This is a genomic window from Hydrogenophaga sp. IBVHS1 (assembly GCF_002127265.1).
Classification (GTDB): Bacteria; Pseudomonadota; Gammaproteobacteria; order Burkholderiales; family Burkholderiaceae_C; genus Hydrogenophaga.
This window is the reverse complement of the sequence record NZ_NFUU01000002.1, coordinates 53,426-78,290: the sequence shown is the minus strand read 5'-3', so window position 1 is coordinate 78,290 and position 24,865 is coordinate 53,426. Positions and strand designations below refer to the sequence as shown.

23 protein-coding genes are annotated in these 24,865 nt (G+C 66.2%); 7 read left to right on the top strand and 16 right to left on the bottom strand.

Annotation, left to right across the window (positions count from 1 at the left end; all coding sequences use genetic code 11):
- Positions 1 to 3: 3 nt before the first annotated feature.
- The 6 genes from CAP37_RS15130 to CAP37_RS15105 form a co-directional block, all read right to left on the bottom strand.
- Entirely contained in the window at positions 4 to 336 is a 333-nt protein-coding gene (locus tag CAP37_RS15130) for a hypothetical protein (RefSeq protein WP_143435952.1), read from the bottom strand.
- A gap of 70 nt (positions 337 to 406) precedes the next feature.
- Positions 407 to 1,351: a hypothetical protein gene (locus tag CAP37_RS15125; protein ID WP_256927019.1), complete on the bottom strand. Its 945-nt coding sequence runs from the start codon at positions 1,349 to 1,351 to the stop codon at positions 407 to 409.
- A gap of 16 nt (positions 1,352 to 1,367) precedes the next feature.
- Positions 1,368 to 2,264: a patatin-like phospholipase family protein gene (locus CAP37_RS15120; protein WP_086125074.1), complete on the bottom strand. Its 897-nt coding sequence runs from the start codon at positions 2,262 to 2,264 to the stop codon at positions 1,368 to 1,370.
- A gap of 4 nt (positions 2,265 to 2,268) precedes the next feature.
- Complete coding sequence (locus tag CAP37_RS15115) at positions 2,269 to 3,192, bottom strand: alpha/beta fold hydrolase (RefSeq protein ID WP_086125073.1); 924 nt, start codon at positions 3,190 to 3,192, stop codon at positions 2,269 to 2,271.
- A gap of 129 nt (positions 3,193 to 3,321) precedes the next feature.
- Positions 3,322 to 5,049 carry a hybrid sensor histidine kinase/response regulator gene (locus tag CAP37_RS15110; RefSeq protein ID WP_086125072.1) on the bottom strand — a complete coding sequence of 576 codons (1,728 nt, stop codon included), beginning with the start codon at positions 5,047 to 5,049 and terminating at the stop codon, positions 3,322 to 3,324.
- Positions 5,046 to 5,663, bottom strand: a complete 618-nt coding sequence (locus CAP37_RS15105) for a response regulator transcription factor (RefSeq protein ID WP_086125071.1) — start codon at positions 5,661 to 5,663, stop codon at positions 5,046 to 5,048. The genes CAP37_RS15110 and CAP37_RS15105 overlap by 4 nt, the downstream gene beginning before the upstream one ends.
- 193 nt (positions 5,664 to 5,856) lie before the next feature.
- On the opposite strand from CAP37_RS15105, the gene CAP37_RS15100 reads away from it, so the two are divergent.
- Together CAP37_RS15100 and CAP37_RS15095 are read left to right on the top strand one after the other, a co-directional pair.
- Complete coding sequence (locus tag CAP37_RS15100) at positions 5,857 to 6,804, top strand: helix-turn-helix domain-containing protein (RefSeq protein ID WP_086125070.1); 948 nt, start codon at positions 5,857 to 5,859, stop codon at positions 6,802 to 6,804.
- A gap of 2 nt (positions 6,805 to 6,806) precedes the next feature.
- The gene (locus CAP37_RS15095; RefSeq protein WP_086125069.1) at positions 6,807 to 8,204 is read left to right on the top strand and encodes a DUF2235 domain-containing protein; all 1,398 of its coding nucleotides are present in this window, start codon (positions 6,807 to 6,809) and stop codon (positions 8,202 to 8,204) included.
- Between the two features lie 18 nt (positions 8,205 to 8,222).
- Here CAP37_RS15095 and phnY read toward each other — a convergent pair whose 3' ends face one another.
- From phnY to phnD, 6 genes are read right to left on the bottom strand one after another with little or no spacing between them, the layout of a single operon-like run.
- Positions 8,223 to 9,677: a phosphonoacetaldehyde dehydrogenase gene (gene phnY / locus CAP37_RS15090; protein ID WP_086125068.1), complete on the bottom strand. Its 1,455-nt coding sequence runs from the start codon at positions 9,675 to 9,677 to the stop codon at positions 8,223 to 8,225.
- Entirely contained in the window at positions 9,674 to 10,774 is a 1,101-nt protein-coding gene (gene psrA / locus CAP37_RS15085; RefSeq protein ID WP_086125067.1) for an iron-containing alcohol dehydrogenase PsrA, read from the bottom strand. The genes phnY and psrA overlap by 4 nt, the downstream gene beginning before the upstream one ends.
- Before the next feature lie 9 nt (positions 10,775 to 10,783).
- Positions 10,784 to 12,034, bottom strand: coding sequence for a phosphonoacetate hydrolase (gene phnA / locus CAP37_RS15080; RefSeq protein WP_086125066.1), 1,251 nt, complete (start codon positions 12,032 to 12,034; stop codon positions 10,784 to 10,786).
- A gap of 1 nt (position 12,035) precedes the next feature.
- Positions 12,036 to 12,854, bottom strand: coding sequence for a phosphonate ABC transporter, permease protein PhnE (gene phnE, locus CAP37_RS15075; protein WP_086125065.1), 819 nt, complete (start codon positions 12,852 to 12,854; stop codon positions 12,036 to 12,038).
- Entirely contained in the window at positions 12,851 to 13,702 is an 852-nt protein-coding gene (phnC, locus tag CAP37_RS15070) for a phosphonate ABC transporter ATP-binding protein (RefSeq protein WP_086125064.1), read from the bottom strand. The genes phnE and phnC overlap by 4 nt, the downstream gene beginning before the upstream one ends.
- Positions 13,699 to 14,562: a phosphonate ABC transporter substrate-binding protein gene (phnD, locus tag CAP37_RS15065; RefSeq protein ID WP_086125542.1), complete on the bottom strand. Its 864-nt coding sequence runs from the start codon at positions 14,560 to 14,562 to the stop codon at positions 13,699 to 13,701. Before phnD ends, phnC begins: the two co-directional genes overlap by 4 nt.
- Positions 14,563 to 14,792: 230 nt before the next feature.
- On the opposite strand from phnD, the gene CAP37_RS15060 reads away from it, so the two are divergent.
- From CAP37_RS15060 to katG, 4 genes are all read left to right on the top strand, one after another.
- Positions 14,793 to 15,698 (top strand): LysR substrate-binding domain-containing protein, encoded by a 906-nt coding sequence (locus CAP37_RS15060; protein ID WP_086125063.1) that lies wholly within the window; start codon positions 14,793 to 14,795, stop codon positions 15,696 to 15,698.
- A 55-nt stretch (positions 15,699 to 15,753) separates the two neighbouring features.
- Positions 15,754 to 16,041 (top strand): GNAT family N-acetyltransferase, encoded by a 288-nt coding sequence (locus CAP37_RS15055; protein ID WP_086125062.1) that lies wholly within the window; start codon positions 15,754 to 15,756, stop codon positions 16,039 to 16,041.
- Positions 16,042 to 16,056: 15 nt separating this feature from the next.
- Positions 16,057 to 16,347, top strand: a complete 291-nt coding sequence (locus CAP37_RS15050; protein ID WP_086125061.1) for a GNAT family N-acetyltransferase — start codon at positions 16,057 to 16,059, stop codon at positions 16,345 to 16,347.
- A 131-nt stretch (positions 16,348 to 16,478) separates the two neighbouring features.
- On the top strand, positions 16,479 to 18,671 hold the full coding sequence (gene katG / locus CAP37_RS15045; RefSeq protein WP_086125060.1) for a catalase/peroxidase HPI: 2,193 nt from the start codon (positions 16,479 to 16,481) through the stop codon (positions 18,669 to 18,671).
- A gap of 3 nt (positions 18,672 to 18,674) precedes the next feature.
- On the opposite strand, the gene CAP37_RS15040 is transcribed toward katG, so the two are convergent.
- From CAP37_RS15040 to CAP37_RS15025, 4 genes are all read right to left on the bottom strand, one after another.
- Complete coding sequence (locus tag CAP37_RS15040; protein ID WP_086125059.1) at positions 18,675 to 20,750, bottom strand: sensor histidine kinase; 2,076 nt, start codon at positions 20,748 to 20,750, stop codon at positions 18,675 to 18,677.
- Positions 20,751 to 20,782: 32 nt separating this feature from the next.
- Positions 20,783 to 21,502: a MarC family protein gene (locus CAP37_RS15035; protein WP_086125058.1), complete on the bottom strand. Its 720-nt coding sequence runs from the start codon at positions 21,500 to 21,502 to the stop codon at positions 20,783 to 20,785.
- Positions 21,499 to 23,028: a BCCT family transporter gene (locus CAP37_RS15030; RefSeq protein ID WP_086125057.1), complete on the bottom strand. Its 1,530-nt coding sequence runs from the start codon at positions 23,026 to 23,028 to the stop codon at positions 21,499 to 21,501. Before CAP37_RS15030 ends, CAP37_RS15035 begins: the two co-directional genes overlap by 4 nt.
- Before the next feature lie 255 nt (positions 23,029 to 23,283).
- A complete protein-coding gene (locus CAP37_RS15025; RefSeq protein ID WP_086125056.1) occupies positions 23,284 to 23,796 on the bottom strand; it encodes a MarR family winged helix-turn-helix transcriptional regulator in 513 nt (170 codons plus the stop codon).
- A gap of 100 nt (positions 23,797 to 23,896) precedes the next feature.
- Here CAP37_RS15025 and CAP37_RS15020 point away from each other — a divergent pair, with 100 nt between their 5' ends.
- Positions 23,897 to 24,862, top strand: a complete 966-nt coding sequence (locus CAP37_RS15020) for a Bug family tripartite tricarboxylate transporter substrate binding protein (RefSeq protein WP_179190245.1) — start codon at positions 23,897 to 23,899, stop codon at positions 24,860 to 24,862.
- Positions 24,863 to 24,865 lie beyond the last annotated feature (3 nt).

Genomic DNA, 24,865 nt, shown 5'->3' with positions numbered 1-24,865 from the left:
CGTTCAGTCTGCACTGGCAGCCATGCCCAGCACGAAGAGCGCATGAGGGCGCCCCGCGCCAGCGGCCTGCTCCAGCAGCGCAGCAGCGCGCACTTCATCGCGCAGCACCTTCGAGCCATACACGCCCGGCCCCTGCATCAGCATGTAGCCGGCGCGCTCGGCCGCCTCGGCGTTGCCTTGGGCAGCGAGCTGTTCGTACATGGCGAGCGAGCGATCGAACTGGCCCCAGTGGTAAGCCTGGTGGGCAGCTTCCATGCTGGCGGAGGGTTCTGCATGGGCGACGCTTGCGGCGGCGAGCAGCAGGGTGCAAAGAACTCGAGCGTGGGTGTGTGACATGGTGACTACCTGTGGTGAGGGGTTGAGATGGGTTGAGATGGGTTGAGATGGGTTGAAAGGGAGCAAGGTGTCAATTCATCAGCGGCGCCAGCGCGCCCTGGATGCGTTGCCACTGGTCGGGCGTGGTCATGCCGATGAGCGACTGGCGAAAGCGCGGCGCTTTCACACCACACACGATGTACTGCCAGCGGTAGGCGTCGAGCAGACCCGCCTGCACGCGCTCGGCCTGTGCCGGGGTGAAGGTGTCCGGGCTGGTGCGCAGGAAATAGCTGGCGTCCGCAGCCGCCTGCTGCTGCAGGATGCCGTCGATCGCGCCGACCAGCGCAATCAGGTCGTCCACCGCCGCATCGCGCTGCCCGGGCGTGAGGCGCGCGTTCTCCCGTTCCCATTCCAGTTCGTCCAGCACCGCGTGCTGCGATTCCTCTTTCCAGTGAAAAAGAAACACGTCCTTGTAGAGATCGGAGAGGTCGCCCGCAGGCTCGATGCTCTCCCGGTAGTGCACCTGGGTGAACAGCTCGATGTGGCAGGTGAGCGCCAGCACCGCCCAGGTGGAACACTCCAGCACCTGTGAGGCGACGGCGTTGGGCGTGGGCAGAAACTCATAACCTTCAGCCATGCCGTCGGCCGCCAGGCGTTCGATGCGGCGAAACAGCTCCTGGTGCTTGAGCTCTTCATCCGAGAACCGCACCAGAGCTTCCAGGGCCACCTGGTCGCCGAACCAGTGGTCCCGGCTGCACGACAGCATCTGGATACCGATGAAGCGTTCGACCAGGCCGAACATGTTGGCGTAGGTGCGGCCCTGCACCTGGCTCAGGCGCAAGCGCTCGGCGGGCGAGAGAAACTCCAGCCGACCTGTGCGCGCGAGGCCTTCGGGCAGAAAGGGCTTTGAAAAATCGAAGCGGCGTGCGCGGATCACGTCCCGGTCGATGTCCCAGCGCACGCGCTTGGAGGCCTCGATGCAGCGGGCGTAACGTTCGGTGTGGATGGTGGTCAGGGTCATTCTTTTCAGCTCCATGGTGTTGTGTTCTGGATCAATCGATGAAAACGGGCTGGAAGGCCGGCGCATGCGCCTCGTCGAGCGCGGCCACGATGTCGAGCAGGCGCTCCTCAGTGGCGCGCCAGCCGGCCTCGAAGAGCTCGGGCATGGCCGAGGTCTCCCACAGACCGACGTGGCGATCCAGATCCAGCTCGATGGCGATCACCTTCTGTCCACGCGCTTGTGCCGCATCGATGCGGGCCTGCATCAGGTTGTTGATCAGCGTGGTGCTGGTCTGCGCCACCAGACGAGAGAGGCGGTCGACACGGCGCGGCATGCTGCCGCGAAACCCGAGCGAAATCACCACGCCGGCATCGCTCGCGGCCGAAATTGGCAAGGGATCGGAGAGCACCCCGTCCACCAGCGCCCGACCATCGATGACCACACTGGGAAAAAGAATCGGCACCGCCATGCTCGCCCGCAGCGCGTCCACAAGGCTCCCTTGCGAGAGCACCACGGGCAAGCCTGTGGCGGCCTCGGTGGCCACCACGCGCAGCGGCGTGGGCAGATGCTCGAGTCGCACGTCGCCAAACGCGTGCGTGATGCGCTGCGTGATCAAGCGACTGTCGCGCAACGCAAACCCAGCGCCGAAGCCAGCCAGCCTGGGGGCAATGAGTTGCAGGTAAGCGAGCCAGCGGCGCTGCTGCGTGAGCTCGGCCGACCACAGGGTGGTGGCCAGGCTCACGGCACTCTGGCCATGCATGCCTTTGGCCACCTGCGCGCCGAAAAGCGCACCCGAACTGCAGCCCACGATGAGGTCGGGGCGGATGCCTTCGCGCGCCAGTCGCTCGGCGATGCCCAGCGCCGCGATGCTGCGCACGCCGCCGCTGCCCAGCACCAGGGCGAGCCGGGGACGCCGCGCGCCCCGCGTTGAGAGGGTGGTGTCGTGCATGGGGTCAGTCCACCAGAAACGCGGTGATGCGGCGAAGCACCTCGGGGTGCCGCAGGACGCGGTGGTGCCCCAGCCCGCGCGTGGCCTTGAGCTGGGTGGTCTGCAGTGCGGTCGCCATGCCAAGACCGTGCTCGAAGGGAATCTCCTCGTCGTTCTCGTCGTGCACCACCAGCGTGGGCAGATGCGCCTGGCGCAGCATCTCGGTCACCGACATGCGCGCCCAGTCGAGGCGGCCGCCGTAACGCTGCGTGAGCAGCTCGCGCGTGCGCCGCAACACCTCGGGCGTGAGGCCGACATGCCGCGCGAACATCTCCAGGAACCAGTTGCAGTCGTTGAACGAGCTCACGAGCACGAGTCGCCCGGCGGTGATGCCCCAGTCTCGCGCGGCGTACATCGCCATCGCGGCACCGAAAGAATGGCCGATCACCGCGTGCAGCCGGCCCGCATCGCGCGCCACGACCGCCACCGCGTTGGCGTAAGCCACCATGTCGGTCGAGCGGCCGGTGGACCGCCCATGCGCTGGTGCGTCGAAAGCAATGACCTTGAAACCTGCGTTCAACAGCGGTTGCACCAGGCGCCCCAGGTGGGTGGCGTTGGAGCCCCAGCCATGCACCAGCAGCACCGCCGGGCCCTGCCCCCATTCGTACACGGCGAGCCCATTCCCGCCAGCGCTCAGGCGCCGCGTCCGCGTGATGTCGCGAATGGCCACGGGCCACTGGCCAGGCGCGCTTCGCGGCGGGGTGGCGAGTTGCTTGAAGGCGAGGTGAGCGGCCAGCGTGGGCGCAAAGCGGCACAGCCAGCGGTAGATGCGGCGCATTGCAGTCGACGCGCTGGTGTCGGCGAATCGCCCTGCACGCGGCGGCCGCAGGCACGCCGCCACCGTGGCGGCATGGGGAGATTCGAGATCGGGTGAGAACTGGTGCCTCATGAAGATTCCTTGGGATCGGCCCCGCGCACGGCGTGTGTGGGGTGATAAGGAATCTACCGACGGGTGCCTCGCACGACCATGTGAAATTGGTCATGTCCAGCGCGTTGCCACGCACTGACCAAAGAACAATTACAGGCTCTGCAAGGCCGAGAGCAGTTGCGCCCCCGACACCGGCTTGATCAGCAGCGGCAGCCCATGGCGCGACGCCGCTTCGCGCAGCGTGGCGTGTGTTTCACCACTGATGAGCAGCACCTTCTGACCCAGCTCACGCAGGTTCAGCGCGAGCGCCAGACCCGACGCCGCATGCGGCAGGCGCACATCGCAAATGGCCACCTGACCAAACGCCGCTTGCGCCATCGCCGCGTCGGCGGTCTCCACATGCAGCACCTGCAGACCCCAGTGCGCCAGCTGATCGCGCGTCGCCTCGGCCACCAGCGCATCGTCCTCGACCAGCAGCACGCGCTCCATGTTGAACACAGGCCTCGGCGAGGCCGGCCCCAGCAAGGGCAAGAGGCCCCCTGACACGGTGGAAGCCTGCACCGGCGCGGGTTCGGCGTCGGGCGGCGGCAAGGCGCGTGGCAGCGACACCGTCATGCTCGTTCCGCGTCCCAGCGCTGAGCGCACCGCAATGTCGCCATTCATCAACAAGGCCAGGCGCCGCGCAATCGCCAGCCCCAGCCCGAGACCCTGTCGGCGGTCGCGGGCTTCGTTGTGTATCTGAACGAACTCCTCGAAGATGCGGACCTGCGCATCGGCCGCCATGCCCATGCCCGCGTCGCGCACCTGCAGCCGCCAGCGCTTGCCACCCGATCGCAGCGCCACCAGCACGGTGGTACCTGGCGGCGAGAACTTGATGGCGTTGTCCAGCAGGTTGGAGAGCACGCGAAACAGCATCAGTCCATCGGCCATCGCAAAGGCATCGGGGCGCACCAGGGTGACGATGCGCACGCCCGCCGCCTCGGCCACCGCGCTGTGCTGGCGCAGCAGGCTGTCCACCAGCGGCGCAATTTCGGTCGACCGCAGCTCGGCCTGCACGGCGCCGGAGTCCATGCGGGTGAGGTCCAGCACCTGAGACAGCAGATCGTCAAGCGCGCGCCACGATTGCGTGATGCCTTCGATGGCACGTTGCGCAGCGGCGTCCTGCGCTCGTTCAGCGAGGTTGGCCAGCGGCGTGAGGTAGAGGCCGATGGCATGCACTGGCTGGCGCAGGTCGTGGCTGACTGCCGCAAAAAAACGGGATTTCGCCAGGCCCAGGGCGGCGACGGTGTCGGCCGCCGCTTCGGCGCGCCGCCGCTGCTCGACCTGCCGCATCACGCCGAATTCTTGCGCGCGCGAGAGAAACACCATGGTGATGGTCATGAGGAAACCACCCACCCCCATCAGTGCCAGCAACGAGTTGCCGCCCAGGCCATCCACGATCAGGCGAACGGAGGTGGGCAACACCGCCAGGCACAGCGCGATGGTGGTGCGCACGGCATCGCCCGTCAGCCGAACTGCGATCAGGGTGGCATTGCCCAGCAGGTAGCTCACGAGGACCGCAAGGATGGGCACGTTGTCCGGCACATACAGGAAGTAGCAGGAGCTGCCCACGAAGGACATCAGCACCCACATGTAGATGCGGTAGACGCGCTGGCGATGTGCCTTGGGTCGCGCACGGAACGCGGGCCGGTTCACATGCCACCAGCGGAGCACGCCCATGCTGGCAATGATGGCGAACCACGCCGCCGGCTGCTGCCAGGGCAGCGCGGTGGCGAACATGAAGAAGCACAACAGCTCGCAGGCGCGCAGCGCCCACAGCGAGGCCACCGTGTGGGCGCTGTCCTCGGGGTCGGGTTGCTCGTCCCGAACGGGCGTCACAGGGTATCGGCGTCGAGCTGCGCCGCCTGCGTCCGGTTGGAGACCTGCAGCGCCTTGAAGATTTCGCTCATGTGGTTCTTCACCGTGCCTTCGCTGATGCCCAGCGTGCGCGCAATCAGCTTGTTGCTCATGCCCTGGCGCAACAACTGGCGCACCTCTTCCATGCGCGGTGTGAGCACCACATCGGGCCGCCGCGCCTCGGGTGCGCGGTGCGCATAGGGCAGCTTGCGGCCCTCCAGGGCGGCGTCGATCGCGGCACCGATCTGCTCGGAGGGCGCACTCTTGGGCACGAACGCATGCACCGTGGCCATGTCCAGCGAGCGGCGCACCACATCGGGCGAGGTCAGCGCCGAGATCACCACCAGCGGCAGACCCGGATGCCGGTGCGCCAGCTCGGCCAGCCGGAATCCACGCTCCATGCCGGGCATGTTCAGATCCACCAGCGCCAGTCGTGCCGCAGGATGCGCCGCTGCCGCACGCATCAGCGCGTCGCCATCGCCGACCTCGATGCAGTGCGCATCGCCCAGCCAGGCAGCGACCAGCCCGCGCATGCCGTCGCGCACGAGTGCGTGGTCGTCCGCGATCAGGACGGTCGGGGGGGATTCGTTGAACACCCTTGCATCTTCAATCGCCCGATCGCCGCCGTCTTCGCAGCGAGCGCAAAGGGCCTTGGCAACCAGCGCAAATTCGTAAGCATTCGTTTTACGTAACTATTCACGCGAACTTGTTCGTTTCAACGGAATATTCGATACTCCCGTGCGCGATGGGGCCGCCCTCCAGCCGCGCCCCCAACAAGAGGTATCCGCCATGGTCATGGAGTGGTCCACCGAAAACGCGCCGCCCGCTCAGCGTTTCGATCTCTGGCGCGAGGCGTGCCGCCAGCATGTGTACGCACTGACTCCGCAACGCCGCACGCGAACGCCTTTTCAAGGCGCCATTGCCCGGCGGCAACTGGGCTCCCTGGACGTGACCGACATCGTGTGCGAGGGCCATCTGGTACAGCGGCGCGATCAGGACATCGGCGAGCGGCCGAGCGACACCTACTACGTCTATCTGCAGCGGCGCGGCCGGGCCTGGTTTGAACAGAAGGGCCAGCGCTGCGTGGCCGAGCCTGGCGACATCGTGATCGCCGACCCCAACATTGCGTTCAGCACCGGCACCGACGGTCCGTTCGACTTCCGTCTCTGGCGCATCGATCGCGCGAGCCTGCAGCCCTGGCTGGCGCCGCACCACGGCGAGCTGCCGATGCGGCGGATCGGCCGTGAGCTGCCAGCGCGCTCGCTGATCGCCAGCTGGCTCGATGCGCTGCTGCGCCACCACGCCGGCCTTTCACCCGACGCGCTGGCACTGGCCTGCGGAACCTTGTCTGCCCTGGTGGCAGAAGCCGCAGGCCCAGCTGCCAGCACCCGCGAGCCCGCGCGACTGGCGCGACGCCGCGCTCTGCTGCAGCGGGTGATGCGGGATGTGGAACTGCGCTGTTCCGACATGGCGCTCACACCCGAACGGGTGGCCACCGAATTCGGCCTGTCGCTGCGCGCGCTGCACCAATTGTTCGAACTCTCCGATCACAGCTTCCACGAATTCCTGACCCGCACCCGCCTGGCTCGCGCCCACGCGCTGCTGCGCGACCCCGGTTCGCGCCATGTGGGCACGGCAGAAATCGGCTTTGCGGTGGGGTTTCGGGAAACCTCCACCTTCTACCGGCGCTTCAGACAGCAATACGGAGACACGCCAGGCGCCGTGCGCAAGCGTTGAACATGGCCAGAAACATCGTGCTCTTCATCGATGGATCGGGCAACGACGACAGCGCGAAAGACGCGTCGAACGTGTTGCTGCTTTCCAGAATGACGAAGGCCGCGGCAGATGACCCGCAGGCCCGGCGGGCGCAGGAGCAGCACTACATCGAGGGCGTGGGCACCGACAAGCCGCACCGGCTTCCACCGTCCTGGCTGGTCGCCGCGCGCCTGAAGCACCCGCCGAAGCTGCTGCACCGCAAGCTGGGCAACCTGGCCGGTGCGGCGCTGGGCTATGGCATTGCCCGGCGCATCAAGGAGGCCTACGCCTTCCTGGTGCAGCACTACGAACGCGGCGACAACGTCTACCTGTTCGGCTTCAGCCGGGGCGCCTACGCGGTGCGTTCGCTGGCCGGGTTCCTGCAGAAGGTGGGCATTCTTCTGCAACGCGACATCGCCCATGTGGAAGAAGCCTTTCACGCCTATGAACACGGCGGCAACCTGCAGCGGGTGATGCGCAGGCTGGGGCATCCGAGCCCGGCAGACCGCGAGCGCGGCACCGATCTTTCCATCCACATGATCGGGGTATGGGACACGGTGGCCATGCACGGCGTGCACCGCAGCGTGCAATGGCTGCACCCGTCGCTGGACACGACCTTTCACGACACGCGCGTGCCCGACTACGTATCCCATGTGCGCCACGCGCTGGCCCTGCACGAAGTGCGCAAACTCTTCGAGCCGCTCCTGTTCGCCGACAAGTGCCATGGGTACCAGTCGCTGCTGCAGGTGTGGTTCCCGGGCGCACATTCCGACGTGGGCGGGAGCTACCCGGCCCATGAGAGCGACCTGTCAGACCTGGCGCTGGAGTGGATGGCGTGCGAGGCGGCGAAACTGGGCTTGCTGGTGGAGCTCCATCCATCGCGCACGCCTCACCGTGCCGCGCTCTGGAACATTCACCACGAGGCTGGGAAAGGGTTCCGGTACACAGGCATCGGCATGCGCAAGCTGCTGCGTGGACTGCCCACCGCCGCCACCGTGGCGAACGACATGACGAGCCACCGGCTGCACGAGATCGCCATTCAGCGCCTTCGCCAGCGTCCCGTGCAGGATCCCCCGCAAGATCCCTACAACGGCCTGCACAGCGGCCTGCGGTCGCTGTTCGCGAAAGTGGACGAGCACACCGAGGTGCTGGATCAACGCCTGCAGGTCGAACTCGGCGTAAGCCCGCTGCCCTGGCAGACAGATTGCACCGTGCCCAGAAACAGGACCTTCGCCGACGTGCCCACACCCACGGGCAAGACATGGCAACGTGCGCGGGTAGAGCCGGCAGCGCCGCGCGATGATTCGCCGCAGTACTTCAAGGTGATGCGACCGATCGACCCCGAGAGGTTCAAGCTTCGGAAAAAACCTCCCGCCCCGTGAACAGGCGATCCTGCGGCGTCACCAGGGCAGCGTGAACGTCTTCCCGTTGCAGAACGATTTCATCGCTTCCTGCACGCCTTCCTTGTAGCCCAGGCCCGAGTCCTTGATGCCGCCGAAGGGGGTGAGTTCGATGCGGTAGCCGGGCACTTCCCACAGGTTCACGGTGCCCACCTTCAGCTCGTGTGCGAACCGGGTGGCGTAGTCCATGCGGTTGGTGCAGATGCCGGACGAGAGGCCGTACGCCGTGCCGTTGGAGATGGTGATGGCTTCGTCGATGTTCTTGAACGTGACGATGGGCGAGACGGGGCCGAAGGTTTCTTCGCGCACCAGGGTCATCTCGGGCCGCACACGGTCGAGCACGGTGGGCGAATAGAGTGCGCCGTCGCGCTGGTTGCCGGTGAGCACGCGGGCGCCCTGACTCACGGCTTCATTCACCAGTTCTTCAAAGCGTGCGGCGGCCTGCGCGTCGATCACGGTGCCCATGTCCATGGTGGCATCCATGGGGTCGCCGTGTTTCCAGCGGCGGGTTTTTTCCACCACGAGCTCGGTGAAGTCGGCCGCCACGGCTTCGTGCACGAGCATGCGTTTCACGGCCGTGCAGCGCTGGCCGGAATTCTTGTACGAGCCCTGCACCGCCAGGTCTGAAGCCTTGTCCAGATCGGCGTCTTCCATCACGATCAGCGGGTCGTTGCCACCGAGTTCCAGAACGATGCGGCGGTAGCCGGCTTTGGACGCGATGTATTTGCCGATGGGCACGCCGCCGGTGAAGGTGATCAGGTCCACGTGCTCGTTGGTCAGCATCTCGTCGGCAATCTCGCGCGGGTCGCCGGTGATCACCTGGAACATCTCGGGCGGCAGGCCCGCCTCGTAGAGGATGTCGGCGAGAAAGTAGGCTGACAGCGGCACTTTTTCCGACGGCTTGAGCACCATGCGGTTGTTGGTGGCGATGCTGGGCACCACCTTGTGCGCCACCTGGTTCATGGGGTGGTTGAACGGGGTGATGGCGGTGATCACGCCTTGCAGCGGTTCGCGCATGGTGATCACCTTGCGCTTCTTGCCGTGCGGCGTCAGGTCGCAGCTGAACACCTGCCCGTCGTCGCGCAGCGCCTCGTTGGCGCCGAACACCATCACGTCGGCCACGCGGCCGATCTCGTACATCGAATCCTTCTTGCACAAGCCCGATTCGAGCGTGATGAGGGTGGACGCTTCTTCGGCGCGCGCACGCAACAACGCAGAAGCTTTCTGCAGGATGCTGGAACGCTCGTAGCGCGTGAGCGTGGCCTGGTAGGCGTTGCCGATGCGGTAGGCGCTCTTCACGTCGTCGAGCGTGGCCAGGGGCACGGTGCCCACGCGCTCGCGGCTGAATGGACTGATCACATCGAGGTGGCGGTCGCGGGCGATGCGCTCGCCGCCGATGCGCAGCGACTCGGCTCGAAAGTGTTCGCTGTCGCGCAGGGGGTTGCGTGCGTTCATGCCAGGATCTCCTCGGCGGTGCCAATGAAGTTCTTGCCGCGTGCGCCGCCCTGGGCGTGCAGCACCATCTGTTCGGCTTCTTCGTCGCTCACTCCGTAGTCGCTGAATCGCGTCTTCACTCCGAGGTTTTCGATGAAGCGCTCGAGGCGCGCGGGTGCGTCGGCCAGCGGCAGGCCCAGTGCCTGGGTGAGCACGGCATCGCGGTCGGCGCGGTGGCCAATGGCGCGCTCCAGCACCATGGGCAGCGAGAACGAGCACGCAATGCCGTGCGGAATGCCATAGCGCAGCGTCATTTCATACGAGATCGAATGCGCCAGCGCCGTCTTGGTGTTGGAGAACGCCATACCGGCCTTGAGCGCGGCCAGCGCCATGCGCCCGCGCAGCTCCACGCTGCCCAGCTCGCGCATGAGGCGCGGCAACACGTCCAGGATGTCCTGCACGGCCGAGATGGCCAGCGTGTCCGACATCGGGTTGGCGTTGACGTTCCAGATCGATTCGAGCGCGTGCGAGAGCGCGTCGAGCCCGCTCTGCAGCGTCACCGAGGCGGGTAGCGAGAGCATCAACTCGGGATCGATCAGCGCCACGCTGGGCCAGGTCTGCGGCAGGTGCAACGAATATTTCTTTTGCCGCCCGCGGTCCCAGATGGTGGCCCAGGGCGTCACCTCGCTGCCGGTGCCGGCCGTGGTGGGCACGGCGATCAGCGCTTTGGTGGCGTGCGGCACAAAGGCGGCGCCGGTGGCGAGCAGGTCCACGAGTTCGTTGAAGCGTCCACTGGCCGTGCCCACCATCAGCGCCTTGGCGGTGTCGATGGCGCTGCCGCCACCCACGGCCACGATCACCTCCACATCGGCGTGGTCGCGCCAGAAACTTTCATAGGTGTGGGCGAGTTCGGCCACGTCCGGGTTGGGCAGCACCTGGTCAATCACGCACGCCAGTTGGGCACCCAGCACACTTTCGATGCGCGTCAGCAAGCCGAGTTGTCGTGCCTCGGGAAACGTCACCAGCGCGGCCTTGCGGCCAGCCAGCAGCTTCGGCAGGGACAGCAGGGCTCCCGGCCCGTACACGCTCTGCACGGGGTTGAAGTAGTTCGCGGTCATGGAGTGCCTCTAGGCGGTGGTATTGGCCATGGCGTGGTTGAGCGCCAGGTCGAAGATGTCGAAATTGCGCAAGCGACGCCCAGGAATCAAACCCTGCAGCTGGCGGTTGAACAGCAGCGGCACCTTCTGTTCGGACAGGCCACCGTGCGAGCGCAGCGGCACGGTGAGGCCGCTCAGGTCGTGCTCGGCGGCGCGGGTCCCCAGCACCGTGAGGTGGTCCGACACCACCACGAGGTCACCGATGCGGTCGGGCGGCAACTCGAAGCGTTCGGCGGCCTCCTCGCGCGTGAGCACGGTCTCGATGCCGTCGTGCGTCATGAGCGCGCTGGCCACGGCGCGTGCGTTCACGCCCGGGGCCAGGTACACGGTGGCAAACGAACCCAGCGCGCCATGGTGCACCACATAGGGATCGGTGATGGGCAGAATGACGCGGCTGCCGTCGCCACCCGCGGTGGCGTCCATCACCTCCTGCAGGTAAACCACGCGGGGCTGGCCGGCGGCGTCGGTCTTGGGGCTCATGCCGTGGTCGGCGGTGAGTGCGATCACCGCGCCCAGCGCATCGAGTTGCGCCAGGTAGCCGTCCATCATGGCGTAGAAGTCGTTGGCGCCCTGCGTTCCGGGTGCGCACTTGTGCTGCACGTAGTCGGTGGTGGAGAGGTACATCAGATCGGGGCGTCGCGTTTCCAGCAGCTTCACGCCAGCCGCAAACACGAACTCGCTCAAATCAGCGCTGTACACCGAGGGCACGGGCTTGCCCACCATCTCCAGCACCTGGTCGATGCCGCTGTCGGCCACGGTGGCCTTGTCGGCCTTCTCGGCCGAGAAGCAGATGCCGCCCTGCAGCTGGTGGCCCAGCAGCGTGCGCAGTTTGTCCTTGGCCGTGACCACCGCCACGCTGGCCCCGGCGCGGGAGAACGCGGCCAGCAGGGTTTCGGCGCGCAGGTAGGCCGGGTCGTTCATCATCACTTCCTTGCCCAGCGCCATGTCCAGAAAGTAGTTGCCGCAGATGCCATGCACCGAAGGCGGCGCACCGGTCACGATGGACAGGTTGTTGGGGTTGGTGAAGCTGGGCACCACACAGTCGCCCACCAGCGAGGTGCCTTTGGCCAGCATCTTCTGCATGAAGGGCGCCACACCCGCCTGGATGGCCTGGGTGATGTAGTCGGGCTCGCAGCCATCGACGCAAACCACCACCACGGGCTGGGTGGGTTTGCTGTACTCGCGGTCGTTGACCTTGAGCTTGAAATTGTCCGGTGCCATATCAACGAGCTCCTTGTTGGATCCAGGCGCGCAGCTTGCTGGAAACGTAGTCGGCGGTCATGACCATGGCCACAATCACCAGAATGCAGGTGGCCGTGTCCTGGTACTGGAACAGCTTCATGCTGCCCACCAGTTCAAAGCCGATGCCGCCCGCGCCCACCATGCCCAGCACGGTGGCCTGGCGCAGGTTGGTTTCGAAGCGGTAGAGAATGACGGCGATCCACGCGGTGACCACCTGCGGCAGCACGCCGAAGATGATGATCTGGATCGGTCCGGCGCCGGTGGAGCGCAGCGCCTCGATCGGGCCCTGATCGATGTCTTCGATGGACTCGGCAAAGAACTTTCCCAGCATGCCGGCACCGTGCAGCGCGAGGGCCAGCACACCGGGGAAAGGACCCAGACCCACCGCCGCCACGAAGATCAGCGCGAGGATGATCTCGTTGATGCCGCGCATGATGTTGAGCACCTGCCGCATGAAGTGGAACACCGCGATGTTGGGCGAGATGTTGCGCGCGGCCAGGAAACACATGGGCACCGCCAGCACGATGGCCAGCAACGTGCCCCAGATGGCGATCTGCACGGTTTCGATGGCCGGCTTCACCAGCTTGCTCGCGAACTCCCAGTTGGGCGGGAACATGCGCGAGAGGAAGTCGCCGATCCAGGGCGCGCCTTTGGCGAGTTCGTTGAAGCTGACCTGGCTGCCGATGGCGGCCCACCAGATCACGCCCACCAGCGCCACGGCGCTGGCCACGTATTTCCACCAGCCGTCGTTGCCGCCGCTCTTGGCGACGAGAAGGTTGTAGCGTCCGATGGCGATCATGATTGCTCCAGAGCCAGTTCAGGGGTGGGTCGCCTGGCGACAGGGGTGGACTCGATGGCGGCGGTGGCGCTCGTGTCCGCAGGCGCGGCGCCGGGCACGGCGCAGTTGGGTGCTTCGAAGCCGCCGGGGTAGATGCGCTGCAACACCTCTTCGGTGAGTTCTTCGGGCCGGCCTTCAAACACAATACGACCCGCCGACACGCCGATGACGCGCTGGGCGAACTCGCAGGCGTAGTCCACCTGGTGCAGGTTGCAGATGACGGTGATGCCCGATTCCTGGCTGGCTTGCTGCAGGTAACGCAGCACCTTGCGCGAGGTCTTGGGGTCAAGGCTGGCCACGGGCTCGTCGGCCAGGATCACCTTGGGCCGTTGCGCCAGCGCGCGGGCAATGCCCACCCGCTGCTTCTGACCGCCCGAGAGCGTGTCGGTGCGCACATCGGCCTTGTGCTCCAGCTCCACGCGGCGCAGGCACTCGCGCGCGGCGTCGATGTCTTCGCGCGGAAAGAGCTGGAACCACGAGAGCAGCGCCGGCATGGAGCCCAGGCGACCGGTGAGCACGTTCTTCAGCACCGAGAGGCGTGGCACCACGTTGTAGTGCTGAAAGATCATGGCCACATCCCGGCGCACTTTCCGCAAGCCTGAGCGGTCACCACGCGAGAGTTCACCGTCCACGCGGATTTCGCCGGCCGATGGTTCGGCGAGGTGGTTGATGCAGCGCAGCAGCGTGGACTTGCCCGCGCCCGAGGCGCCGAGGATGACGACGAACTCCCCCTTGGCAACGGTCAGGCTCACGTCGTGCAGCGCGACGAAATCGCCGTAGCGCTTGGTCAGGTTGCGGATCTCGATCATTTCATCTTCCTCAGATCGAGATTGAGCAGCTTGGCCGTGTCGCGAATCACGTTGTAGGCGGCGTCGTTGGTGGGGTGGAAACCGTTGAGCAGACCTTGATCCGACCACGGGATGTCCTTCACCTGCAGGAAGGCGGCCTGCACGCGCTTCTTCAGATCGGCCGGCAGGTCGGTGCGCCACACGGTGGGCGACTCGGGGATCGGATCGGACTTCCACACCTCGACCAGGTCCTCGCGTTTCGCCAGCCCCTTGTTGATGGCGGCGTCCAGGATGCGGTCGGCGATTGCGGCAGCGTCGATCTTCTTGTTCTGCACGGCAATCGCGCTGGAGTCGTGCGAGCCCGAGAAAATGACACGGCCGAAATCCTTGTCGGAATCGAACCCGGCTTTCATGAGGCCGGCCTTGGGGAAGAGGTGGCCGGAGGTGGAGCTGGGATCGACAAAGGCGAAGTTCTTGCCCTTGAGATCGGCCACCGTCTTGATGCCGCTGTCCTTGTGGGCAATGATCTGGCTGTGGTAGAAGGTGCGCCCGGCCTTCTTGGTCTCGGCCACGGCGAACGCCTCGATGGGGGCGATGGTGGCGCCGAGCACATACGAGAACGGCCCCAGGTAGGCCACATCCAGGCGCTTGGAGCGCAGGGCCTCGATGACGCCGTTGTAGTCGGCCGCCACGAAGGGCTTCACCGGCATGCCCAGCGCGTTGGCGAGCATGTCCATCATCTTCTGGCTGTTGGCGATCATGGCGCGGGAGTCTTCAGAGGGGATGAGCCCCACGGTGAGGACTTGCTGTGCGCGGACCGGGAAGGTCAGCGAGCCTGCCACGGCGGCGGCGGTGCCTAGCAGCACCTTTCTGCGATTCATCATGAGCTTGTCTCCAGTGCGTTGTACTGTCATGAAATTTCTCCATCTTTGGCTGGGCGGAATTGCCCGGCTTGGAGTTTTTCAGCCGGACATGACACGCCTGTGACATTGATGAAAATCCACGAGCGGACGGTGGTTCTTATGACTCCTGCACCGCTCTGGACGCAGTAAACCACCTCATTCACAATTCGACCAATTCAAAGATTTCGCCACTTCCATTCATTTTTTATATGCGACTCACCCAGCTCCGATCGTTCTATGCGGTGGCCCGCATGGGCAGTTTCACGAAGGCGGCAGAGCATCTGCACGTGAGCCAGCCCACCATCACCACGCAGGTTCGGTTTCTCGAGGAGGCCTACAAGGTGGAGCTGTTTCACCGCAGCGGTCGGCGCGTGCAGCTCACGCAACTCGGTGAACAACTGATGCAGCTGGCACAGCAGATCTTCAGTCTGGAATCGGATGCAGTGAGCCTGCTGGGCGATGCGGGCGAGCTGCGCACCGGCCTGCTGCGGGTGGCGGCGGTGGGGCCGTTTCACGTCACGCAGATGCTGGCCGACTTCAGCCAGCACTACCCCGACATCAAGGTGAGCGTGAGCACCGGCAACTCGCAGGACGTGCTGGACCGCCTGCTCGACTACCGCGCCGACGTGGGCGTGCTCGCGCAACTGGTGAAGGACGACCGTTTCCTCTCGGTGCCGTTCAGCCGCCACCCCGTGGGCATCTTCACCTCCACCAGCCACCGCTTCGCGCGCCGCCGCAGCATCCGCCTGGCAGAGCTGGAGGGCGAGCGCATGATCCTGCGCGAACACGGTTCCACCACGCGCAAGGCGCTGGAGCTGGCGATGCAGAAGGCCGGCGTGGAGGCCGAGGTGGTGATGGAGATCAGCAGCCGCGAGGTGATCCGCGAAGCCGTGTCGCAAGGCATCGGCATCGCGGCGGTGTCCACGGTGGAGTTCGTGCCCGGCCCGGGCCTGCACATGGTGAGCATCAGCGACTCGGACATCTTCACCTACGCGCACGTGGTGTGCCTGGCGGAGCGGCGGACCATGCGCATGGTGAAGGCATTTTTTGACACGGTGTCGTTGCCTGCCGAGGCGGCTCCGCGCGCCTCACGCAAGAAAGCCCAGGCCCGTTGACAGGGCTCGTGCGCGAGCGCAGGTGCGATGCATTCTGCTGAGGCAAACTACCCCCATGACACTCCCCATCCAGCATCAGGAGAGCGCGTCGCGCGGCGCTTTCGTCATTCAGCGCGACGGCCGGCGCATTGCCGAAATGACCTACACCCGAACCAATCCTTCACTGGTGGTGGTGGACCACACCTTCGTGGACCCGAGCCTGCGCGGCCAGGGCGTGGCGCGCCAGCTGCAGGACGCGATGGTGGCGTGGGCGCGCGAGAACCACACCAAGGTGGTGCCCGTCTGCTCGTATGTGAAAGTGCAGTTCGATCGCGATGCCTCCATTCGCGACGTGCTGGCCTGACCCAGGAGACCCTCCGTGACCCATCCCATTCAGCAACAGGAAACAGGATCAAAAGGCGCGTTCGTGTTCCAGCACGAAGGAAAGCGCCTGGCCGAGATGACCTACAGCCGCGTCAACGAATCGTTGATCGTGATCGACCACACCGAGGTGGACGAAAGCCTGAAGGGCCAGGGTGTGGGGCGCCAATTGCTGGATGCGCTGGTGACCTGGGCCCGCGAGTCGAAGACCAAGGTGATCGCGCTCTGCCCGTTTGCCAAGTCACAGTTCGACAAGGACCCTTCGATCCGCGACGTGCTGCGCGACTGAACCCCGAGAGGCAGTGCTGGCGCACCCTCTGGCTATGGCCGCCATTGGGAAAACTTCATTGAACGATGCGTGAGCAGCGCCTAGACTGCCTGTTCACCTGTCGATCAACAACAACCTCAATGGAGAAACCCATGTCCACCGAAGCCAAGTGCCCCTTTTCGGGCGCCCCCCGCAACACCATCGGCGGTGCTTCCACCAACGCCACCTGGTGGCCCAACCAGCTCAACGTGAAGCTGCTCAACCAGCACTCGCCGCTGAACGACCCCATGGGGGATGAATTCGACTACGCCAAAGAATTCAAGACGCTGGACCTGGACGCGGTGATCAAGGACTTGCACGCGCTGATGACCGATTCGCAGGACTGGTGGCCGGCCGACTACGGGCACTACGGGCCGTTCTTCATCCGCATGGCGTGGCACAGCGCCGGCACCTACCGCATTGCCGATGGGCGTGGCGGCGCGGGCTCGGGCACGCAGCGTTTCGCGCCGCTCAACAGCTGGCCAGACAACGGCAACCTGGACAAGGCGCGCCGCCTGCTGTGGCCGATCAAGCAGAAATACGGGCGCAAGCTATCGTGGGCCGACCTGATGATCCTGACCGGCAACGTGGCGCTGGATTCGATGGGCTTCAAGACCTTCGGCTTCGCCGGTGGCAGGCCCGACGTGTGGGAACCCGAAGACATCTACTGGGGTCCCGAAGCCGAATGGATGGGCGACAAACGCTACACCGGCGACCGCGATCTGGAGAACCCGCTGGGCGCGGTGCAGATGGGCCTGATTTACGTGAACCCGGAAGGCCCCAACGCCAGGCCGGACCCGCTGGGCTCGGCGCGCGACATTCGCGACACGTTTGCCCGCATGGCGATGGACGACTATGAAACCGTGGCGCTGGTGGCCGGTGGCCACACTTTCGGCAAGAGCCACGGCGCCGGCGACCCGGGCCAGTACATGGGCAAGGAACCCGAAGGCGCCACGCTGGAAGAACAGGGCCTGGGCTGGAAGAACAGCTTTGGCGCCGGCCATGGCGTGAACACCATCACCAGCGGCATCGAGGGCGCGTGGACGCCCACCCCGACCCAGTGGGACATGAGCTACTTCGACACCCTGTTCGGCCACGAATGGGAACTCACGAAGAGCCCTGCCGGCGCCCACCAGTGGAAACCCAAAGATCCTGCGGCCGCCACGCTGGTGCCCGACGCGCACGACCCATCGAAGCGCCACGCGCCGATGATGACCACCGCAGACCTGGCGCTGCGCATGGACCCCGCGTACGAAAAAATCTCGCGCCATTTCCACCAGAACCCGCAGGAGTTTGCCGACGCGTTCGCGCGCGCCTGGTTCAAGCTCACGCACCGCGACATGGGACCGCTCTCCCGCTACCTCGGCCCGCTGGTGCCGAAGGAAGAGCTGATCTGGCAAGACCCGGTGCCGGCGGTGGACCACGCGCTGGTGAACGACGCCGATGTGGCTGCGCTGAAGGCCAAGGTGCTGGCCTCGGGCCTGTCGGTTTCTCAACTGGTCATCACGGCGTGGGCATCGGCCTCCACCTTCCGGGGATCGGACAAACGCGGTGGCGCCAACGGCGCGCGCATCCGCCTGGCGCCGCAGAAAGACTGGGAAGTGAACCAGCCGGCCGAGCTGGCCAAAGTGCTGCAGAAACTGGAGGCGATTCAACAGGAGTTCAACGGCGCGCAGTCGGGTGGCAAGAAGATTTCTCTGGCCGACCTGATCGTGCTGGCCGGCTCCGCTGCGGTGGAAGAAGCGGCGAAGAAGGCAGGGCACGCGGTGGTGGTGCCGTTCTCGCCCGGGCGCACCGATGCTTCGCAGGAGCAGACCGATGTGGAGGCCTTTGCCGTGATGGAGCCCACCACCGACGGCTTCCGCAACTTCGCCAAGGCCGGGCTCGAAGGCTCGGTGGCCGAGCGCCTGCTCGACAAGGCCAACCTGCTGACGCTGACCGCCCCCGAGATGACGGTGCTCATCGGTGGCTTGCGCGCGCTCAACGCAAACGCCGGCCAGACCGCGCACGGCGTGTTCACCCACCAGCCCGGCACGCTGACGAACGACTTCTTCGTGAACCTGCTGGACATGCGCACGGTGTGGACGAAATCCGCCACCACACCCGGCGTGCTCGAAGGCCGCGACCGCGCCAATGGCTCGCTCAAATGGACCGGCACCGCCGTGGACCTGGTGTTCGGCTCGAACTCGGTGCTGCGGGCGCTCGCCGAGGTGTACGCCGCCAGCGATGCGCAGAAGGACTTCGTGCGCGATTTCGCGGCAGCCTTCACCAAGGTGATGAACCTGGACCGCTACGACCTGAGGTGAACCTCAGCGGCCGGGCGCGGCCACACTGAAGTAAAACGCCGCGCCCTGCCCCACCACACCTTCGCCGCGCACGCGCCCGCCGTGGCGTTCGATGACGCGGTGGACGGTGGCCAGGCCAAAGCCCGTGCCTTCATCAAACTCATGCTGGCGGTGCAGCCGCTTGAAGGGTTCAAAGAGCTGGGCGGCGTAGGTCATGTCGAATCCGGCGCCGTTGTCGCGCACGCAGAATTCTTCCTGCCCGCCAACTTCGGTGCGCGAGCTGCGCACGAATTCGATGCGGGCCTGCGCGGTCTGGCTGGTGTACTTCCACGCATTGCCCAGCAGGTTCTCCAGCACCACGCGCATCAGGCCGGGGTCGGCCGTCACCTGCAGGCCCGCTTCGATGTGCCACGCCACGGTGCGACCGGCATCGCTGCGCGCCAGTTCGTCGGCCACCGTGCGGGCCATGGCGCTCAAGTCCACCGGCTCGCGGTGCAACTCGGCGCGGCTGATCTGCGCCAGCGCCAGCAGGTCCGAGGTGAGCTGGCTCATGCGGTGCACGGCGGTGATGATGCGGCGCAAGTGGCTGCGCCCCTGCGCGCTCAGCCGGTCGCCATCGTCTTCTTCCACGAGGCGGGCAAAACCGTCGATGGTGCGCAGCGGCGTGCGCAGGTCGTGGGAGACGCTGTAGGTGAAGGCTTCGAGTTCGCGGTTGACCACCGAGAGCTCGCGCGTGCGCTCGGCCACGCGGGTCTCCAGCTCTTCATTGAGCTTGCGCAGGGCCTCTTCGGCCAGGTGCACCTCGGTGATGTCCTGCACGGTGCCCACGCTGCGCGCGGGCTTCTCGCTATCGAACTGGGTGAAGCCGGCCTCGCGCACGTGTTTCACCCGGCCATCCCGCATCAGGAGGCGGTGCACCACCTCGTACGGCTGGCGGCCCTCCACCGAGGTCTTGTAGGTGCGGTTGATGAGCGCGCGATCGTCCGGATGGACCGCCTCGATGAAGTGCTTGTAGGAAGGCGACTCGGTCGGGTCGACTTCGAGAATGCGAAAGATCTCGTCGGACCAGTTCAGGCGGTTGTCGTGCAGGTCCAGTTGCCAGCTGCCCAGCCGGGCGAGTTTCTGCGCTTCCTTCAGGCGCGCTTCGCTCTCTTTCAGCGCCACCTGCGAGCGCTCGGCCCGCAGCAGCAGCCACACGATACAGCCGCCGCACAGCAACAGCAGCAAGGCGAGCGCGGCGGTGATCGCCTGCGAGCGCGCCAGGCCCGCCTCCACCGGCTCCAGCACCGAAGCGCGCTCCAGCCCGATCGCCACCACGAGGCCATGGTCGGGTATGCGGCGCCAGCCGTAGGTGCGCGGCGTGCCATCGAGCAGACCGTCCACATGAAAGATGCCGGCCTGCTCGCTGCTGCCCGTTGCAAGGTACGGCCGTTCTGCCGGCACACGCTGGCCCATGGCGGCGGCGTTGTCGCGGCTGCGCGCCATGAAGGTGCCGTCGGTGTGGACCAGGGCCACCACGTCTTTAGGCGTGAGTTGCAAGGCGGCGAGCCGACGGGATACATAGTCTGTCGACACCAGGAACTGCACCGTGCCGTCGAAGCGGCCATCGCGCAGCAGCGGCCGGCTCACCACGAAAGCCCATTCGTTGACCACCCGCGAATACACCGGCTTGCCGATCACCAGCCGGTCGACACCGGTTTTCTGCAGCAACTGAAAGTGCTCGCGGTCGCCCACGTAAGGCCGTTCAGGCACGCCGCGGCTGTTGTAGACCACGAAGCCCTGCGCGTCGGTCAGCGAGATGTGCGTGACGAAGCCCGTGGGCAGCGCGGCCAGCAGGGCTTGCGCCTCGACGTCGATGGTCGCGGGGGCACGCGCCCACTCGCGGCGCAAGCCACCCAGTTCAAGGTCGAGCACGCTGATGAGCGCGCCCACCTGGTTGGCCATGGCATCGGCCAGCTGCAGGCTGCGCTGGTCCGCCTGCGCGAGCAACTGATTGCGCTGCAGGTGGCGCGAGCGCTCCGACTGCCACCAGAGGAAACTGGCCGAGAGCAAGGTCATCAGCGCCACGAGCGCGAGCAACAACCGGGTTCGCCTTCTCATGCGGGCCTTCCTGGGTGGAACGAGCCCCCAGTCTAGGGGGAGACATCGCGCACCGGAAGTGGGGGCGTGTGCTGAATCACCAGCAAACCACGGAGCAATTCACTCAAGCCGTCCCACACGATCTGCACGCCCAGGCACAGCAGGATGAAGGCCGACAGGCGCAGGAAAATCACCGTGCCCGCCTCGCCCAGCGGCCGCAGCAGGCGCTGGGCGTAGCGAAAGGCCAGGTACAGCACGACGCCGATGGCCAGCACCGCGAGCACGCCGCCGCCAATGCGGGCGAGGGACAGGCCGAGTTTCTGGTCGTGCAGGGCCACGCCCACCGTGATGGCCGCTGCGATGGAGCCGGGTCCACAACTGATGGGAAAGGTGAGCGGGTAGAACGCCTGTCTGCGCGCCTGATCGGGAGTAAAGGCCTCGGCCAGCGCAGTGCGACGATCGTCGCTGGCATGGCTGGTGTTGAGCAGGCGCCACGCCGCCGACGCCACGATCAGCCCACCACCCACGCGCACGATGGGCAGCGAAATGCCGAAGAAATCCAGCACGTAGCTGCCCACCAGCATGGACCCCACCATGAGGAAGATCATGTTGCGGGCGATTCGCCGGGCCAGCAGAGCTCGCGTGGATGCCGACGCGCCCTCGGTAAGGCCGAGAAAGATGGGCGCCGTGGCCGCCGGGTTCAGGATCGGCAGCAGCGCGGCAAACACGAACAGAAAGCTCTTGCCCAGCGCGAGGAGCAGTTCGATGGTCATGCAGCGGGCGGAGGTTCCACCATGCTGCGCATGCGACGGCGCAGCTCACGCTCGCGGCGCTGGTCTTCGGCGTGGTCGTCGCGCACGCCGCGCCACAGGGCCACGGCCATGAGCACGATCACCACGGTGAACGGCAAAGCGAACACGATGGTGGCGGTCTGCACGGCCTTCAGGCCACCGGCCAGCAGCAGGCTGATGGCAATGCCCGAGATCAGCACACCCCAGACGATCTTCACGCGCGCGCTCGGGTTCTCGTTGCCGCCGGAGCTCATCATGCCCAGCACCAGCGTGGCTGAGTCTCCCGACGTGACGAAGAAGAGCATGACGAGGATAGTGGCGATGCCGGACATCAGACCCGCCATGGGCAGCGCGTCGAACAAGGTGAACAGCGCGGTGGACACATCGGCGCTCACCGCGTCGGCGATCGGAAGTCCCTGCATGATCTGCAGGTGGAGCGCGGTGCCGCCGAACACCGAGAACCAGATGAACGCTGCCAGCGTGGGCGCGAGCATGGTGCCCAGCACGAATTCACGGATGGTGCGCCCGCGCGAGACGCGCGCGATGAACAGCCCCACAAAGGGCGACCAGCTCACCCACCAGGCCCAGTAGAAGATGGTCCAGCCGCTCACCCAGCCGCTGTCACGGAACGGCGTCATGCGCAGGCTCATGCGCACGAACTCGCTCACATAGCTGCCCAGTGTGGTGGTGAAGGTATCGATGATGGCCACGGTGGGGCCGAAGGCGAACACTGCCAGCGCCAGCAGCGAGGCGAGCATGAGGTTGATGTTGGAAAGCCATTTGATGCCCCGGGTGACGCCGGTGACAGCCGACGCGAGGAACAGCACGGTGGTCACCACGATGATGCCGACTTGCGACGCGTCACCCACAGGCAGGCCGAACATCGCGTTGAGGCCGCTGTTGATCTGGAGCGCGCCCATGCCCAGCGAGGCGGCCACGCCGAAAGCGGTGGCAATCACCGCCAGCACATTCACCACCGGGCCCAGCTTCTTCATGGGCGCCCAGGGCAGACTCTGCACCGAGGTGCTCACTAGCGCGGAGCCGCCCTTGCGAAACTGGAAGAACGCGATGGCGAGCGCCACCACGCTGTAGACCGCCCAGGGGTGCAGGCCCCAATGGAAGAAGCTGTAGCGCATGGCGGCGTTGGCGGCCTCGGGTGTGTTGGGCGCGATGCCGGGCGGCGGCCCGCCGTAGTGCGAGATCGGCTCGGCCACGCCCCAGAACACCAGGCCAATGCCCATGCCGGCGGCGAACAGCATGGAGAACCACGAGCCGAGCGAGAACTCGGGCTCGTCGTCCTCGCCGCCGAGCTTGAGGTCGCCATAGCGGCTGAACGCCAGGATGAGCGCGAAGACCACGAGGCCGAGCACCACCCAGAGGTAGAACCAGCCGAAGTCGCGCGTGGTGGCGGCCAGCGCGGTGTCGAACACCGAGGCCAATGAGTCCGGGGCGAGAACGCCCCAGATGACGATGGCCAGGATGAGGCTGGCCGAGACGATGAGTTGCATGAGATGACTCCTCCAGGAATGGGGTGCCCAGCACCATGTGCCGCTTTTTGTGAGCGGTCAAGATCACCCCGGCCTGCGAGGGCGCGAGCTGAAGGCGGGTGCACCGGATCGGTGGTGAGGGAAACGACGGCGGCGGTGGCCCGATGTGTCAGGTGTCCCCGCAATGGAGCGGGTCTGTCAGCAAGGGCCGGCACCACCAGCGCCTTGAAGGTGCGCCAGCCATGCCGTCGATGAGGGTATGCATTATCGCCCGTGTCACTCCGCGCCGTCCACCGGCGGGGGCAAATCCTTCTGGGCCGCCACCATCCGGCTGGCCTCGGCCTGCAAGATGTCCACCGTCGTATCGAGCATTTCACGCTCCTTCGCGCTCAGCGTGGACACGATCTCCCGGTTGATGGCGGCCACGCGCGGGTAGATCTCGGCGTACAGCCGCCGGCCTTCGTCGGTGAGGAACACATGCACCTCGCGCCGGTCCGAGGGACGCGGCTGGCGCGACACCAGCTTTTTGGCCGCCAGCGAGGTCAGCGTGCGCGAGGTGCGGGCTCGGTCCAGCATGGCGTGCTCGGCGAGCTGCGAAGAGAGAGCGCCCTCCCGCTCGGCCAGGAACGACAGGATGCGCCACTCGCGCCGGGTGATGCCGTAGTCGGTCTCGCACATATGCACCACCATGCGCCCCGCCGTGACATGGATGCGGTAGAGGCGGTAGAGCAGCAGATCGGCCTGATGGCGCGGATCGGCCAGGCGGTCGTGGGGGCTTGGGTCAGGCATGTAGGGGAAAACACCCGCAATGATTGATTTCTGCAATTGATTGTGCGTGCATAGCATGGTGGGCTGCACCGGGAAACCCCGGTCCCTCCAAGGAGACACCATGACAACCCGCCGCCAGTGGATCACGCTCACCGCCGCGATGGCCGCCACCACCGCCCTGCCCCTGCGCGCCCAGGCGCAGGATGGTCCCTTGCGCATCGTGGTGCCCTATGCACCGGGCGGCTCCACCGACCGCGTGGCGCGGCTGGTGGCCGACAAGCTCGGCCCCAAACTGGGCACCACGGTGGTGGTGGAGAACCGCACCGGCGCTGGTGGGCGCCTGGCCGCCCAGCAATTGCGCGGCGCACCCGCCAGCCAGAACGTGCTGCTGATGGCCAACCCGGCGGTGATGGTGGTGGCGCCGCTGGTGTTCAAGGACGCGGGCTACGACCCCGAGAAAGACTTCCAGGCCGTGTCGCAGGCCAACGCCTACGAATTCGGCGTGGCGGTGGGCGCGGGCGTGCCGGTGCGCGAGCTCAACCACCTGCTGGCCTGGCTGCGCGCCAACCCCGAGCAGGCCAACTTCGGCGTACCGGCCACCGGCAGCCTGCCGCACTTCTTTGGCCTGATGGTGGGCGAAAAGGCCGGCGTGAAAGCGCAGGTGATTGGCTACCGGGGTTCGGGCCCGCTGCTGACCGACCTCATGGGTGGGCAGGTGCCGGTGGCCTTCGACACCTTCGACACGTTGCTGCCGCAACACGAAGCCGGCAAGATCCGCATCCTCGCGGTGTCGAGCGCCAAACGCTCACCCTTTGCGCCGGCCATACCCACCTTTGTGGAAGCCGGCCTGAACCTGAGCGCCGACGGCTGGAACACCTTCTTCGCGCCGGCCAGCACACCGGCTGCGCGCGTGGAACAACTGGGCCAGGCCATTCGCGAGGTGATGCAGGACCCGCAAACCGTGCAGCGCTTCAACGAAGCCCGCATGCGCCCGGTGGCCAGCACGCCGGCCCAGACCCGCACCTCGCTCGCGGCCTACCGCGCGCAGTGGGCACCGGTGGTGCAGAAATCGGGCTATCAGCCCTGACCC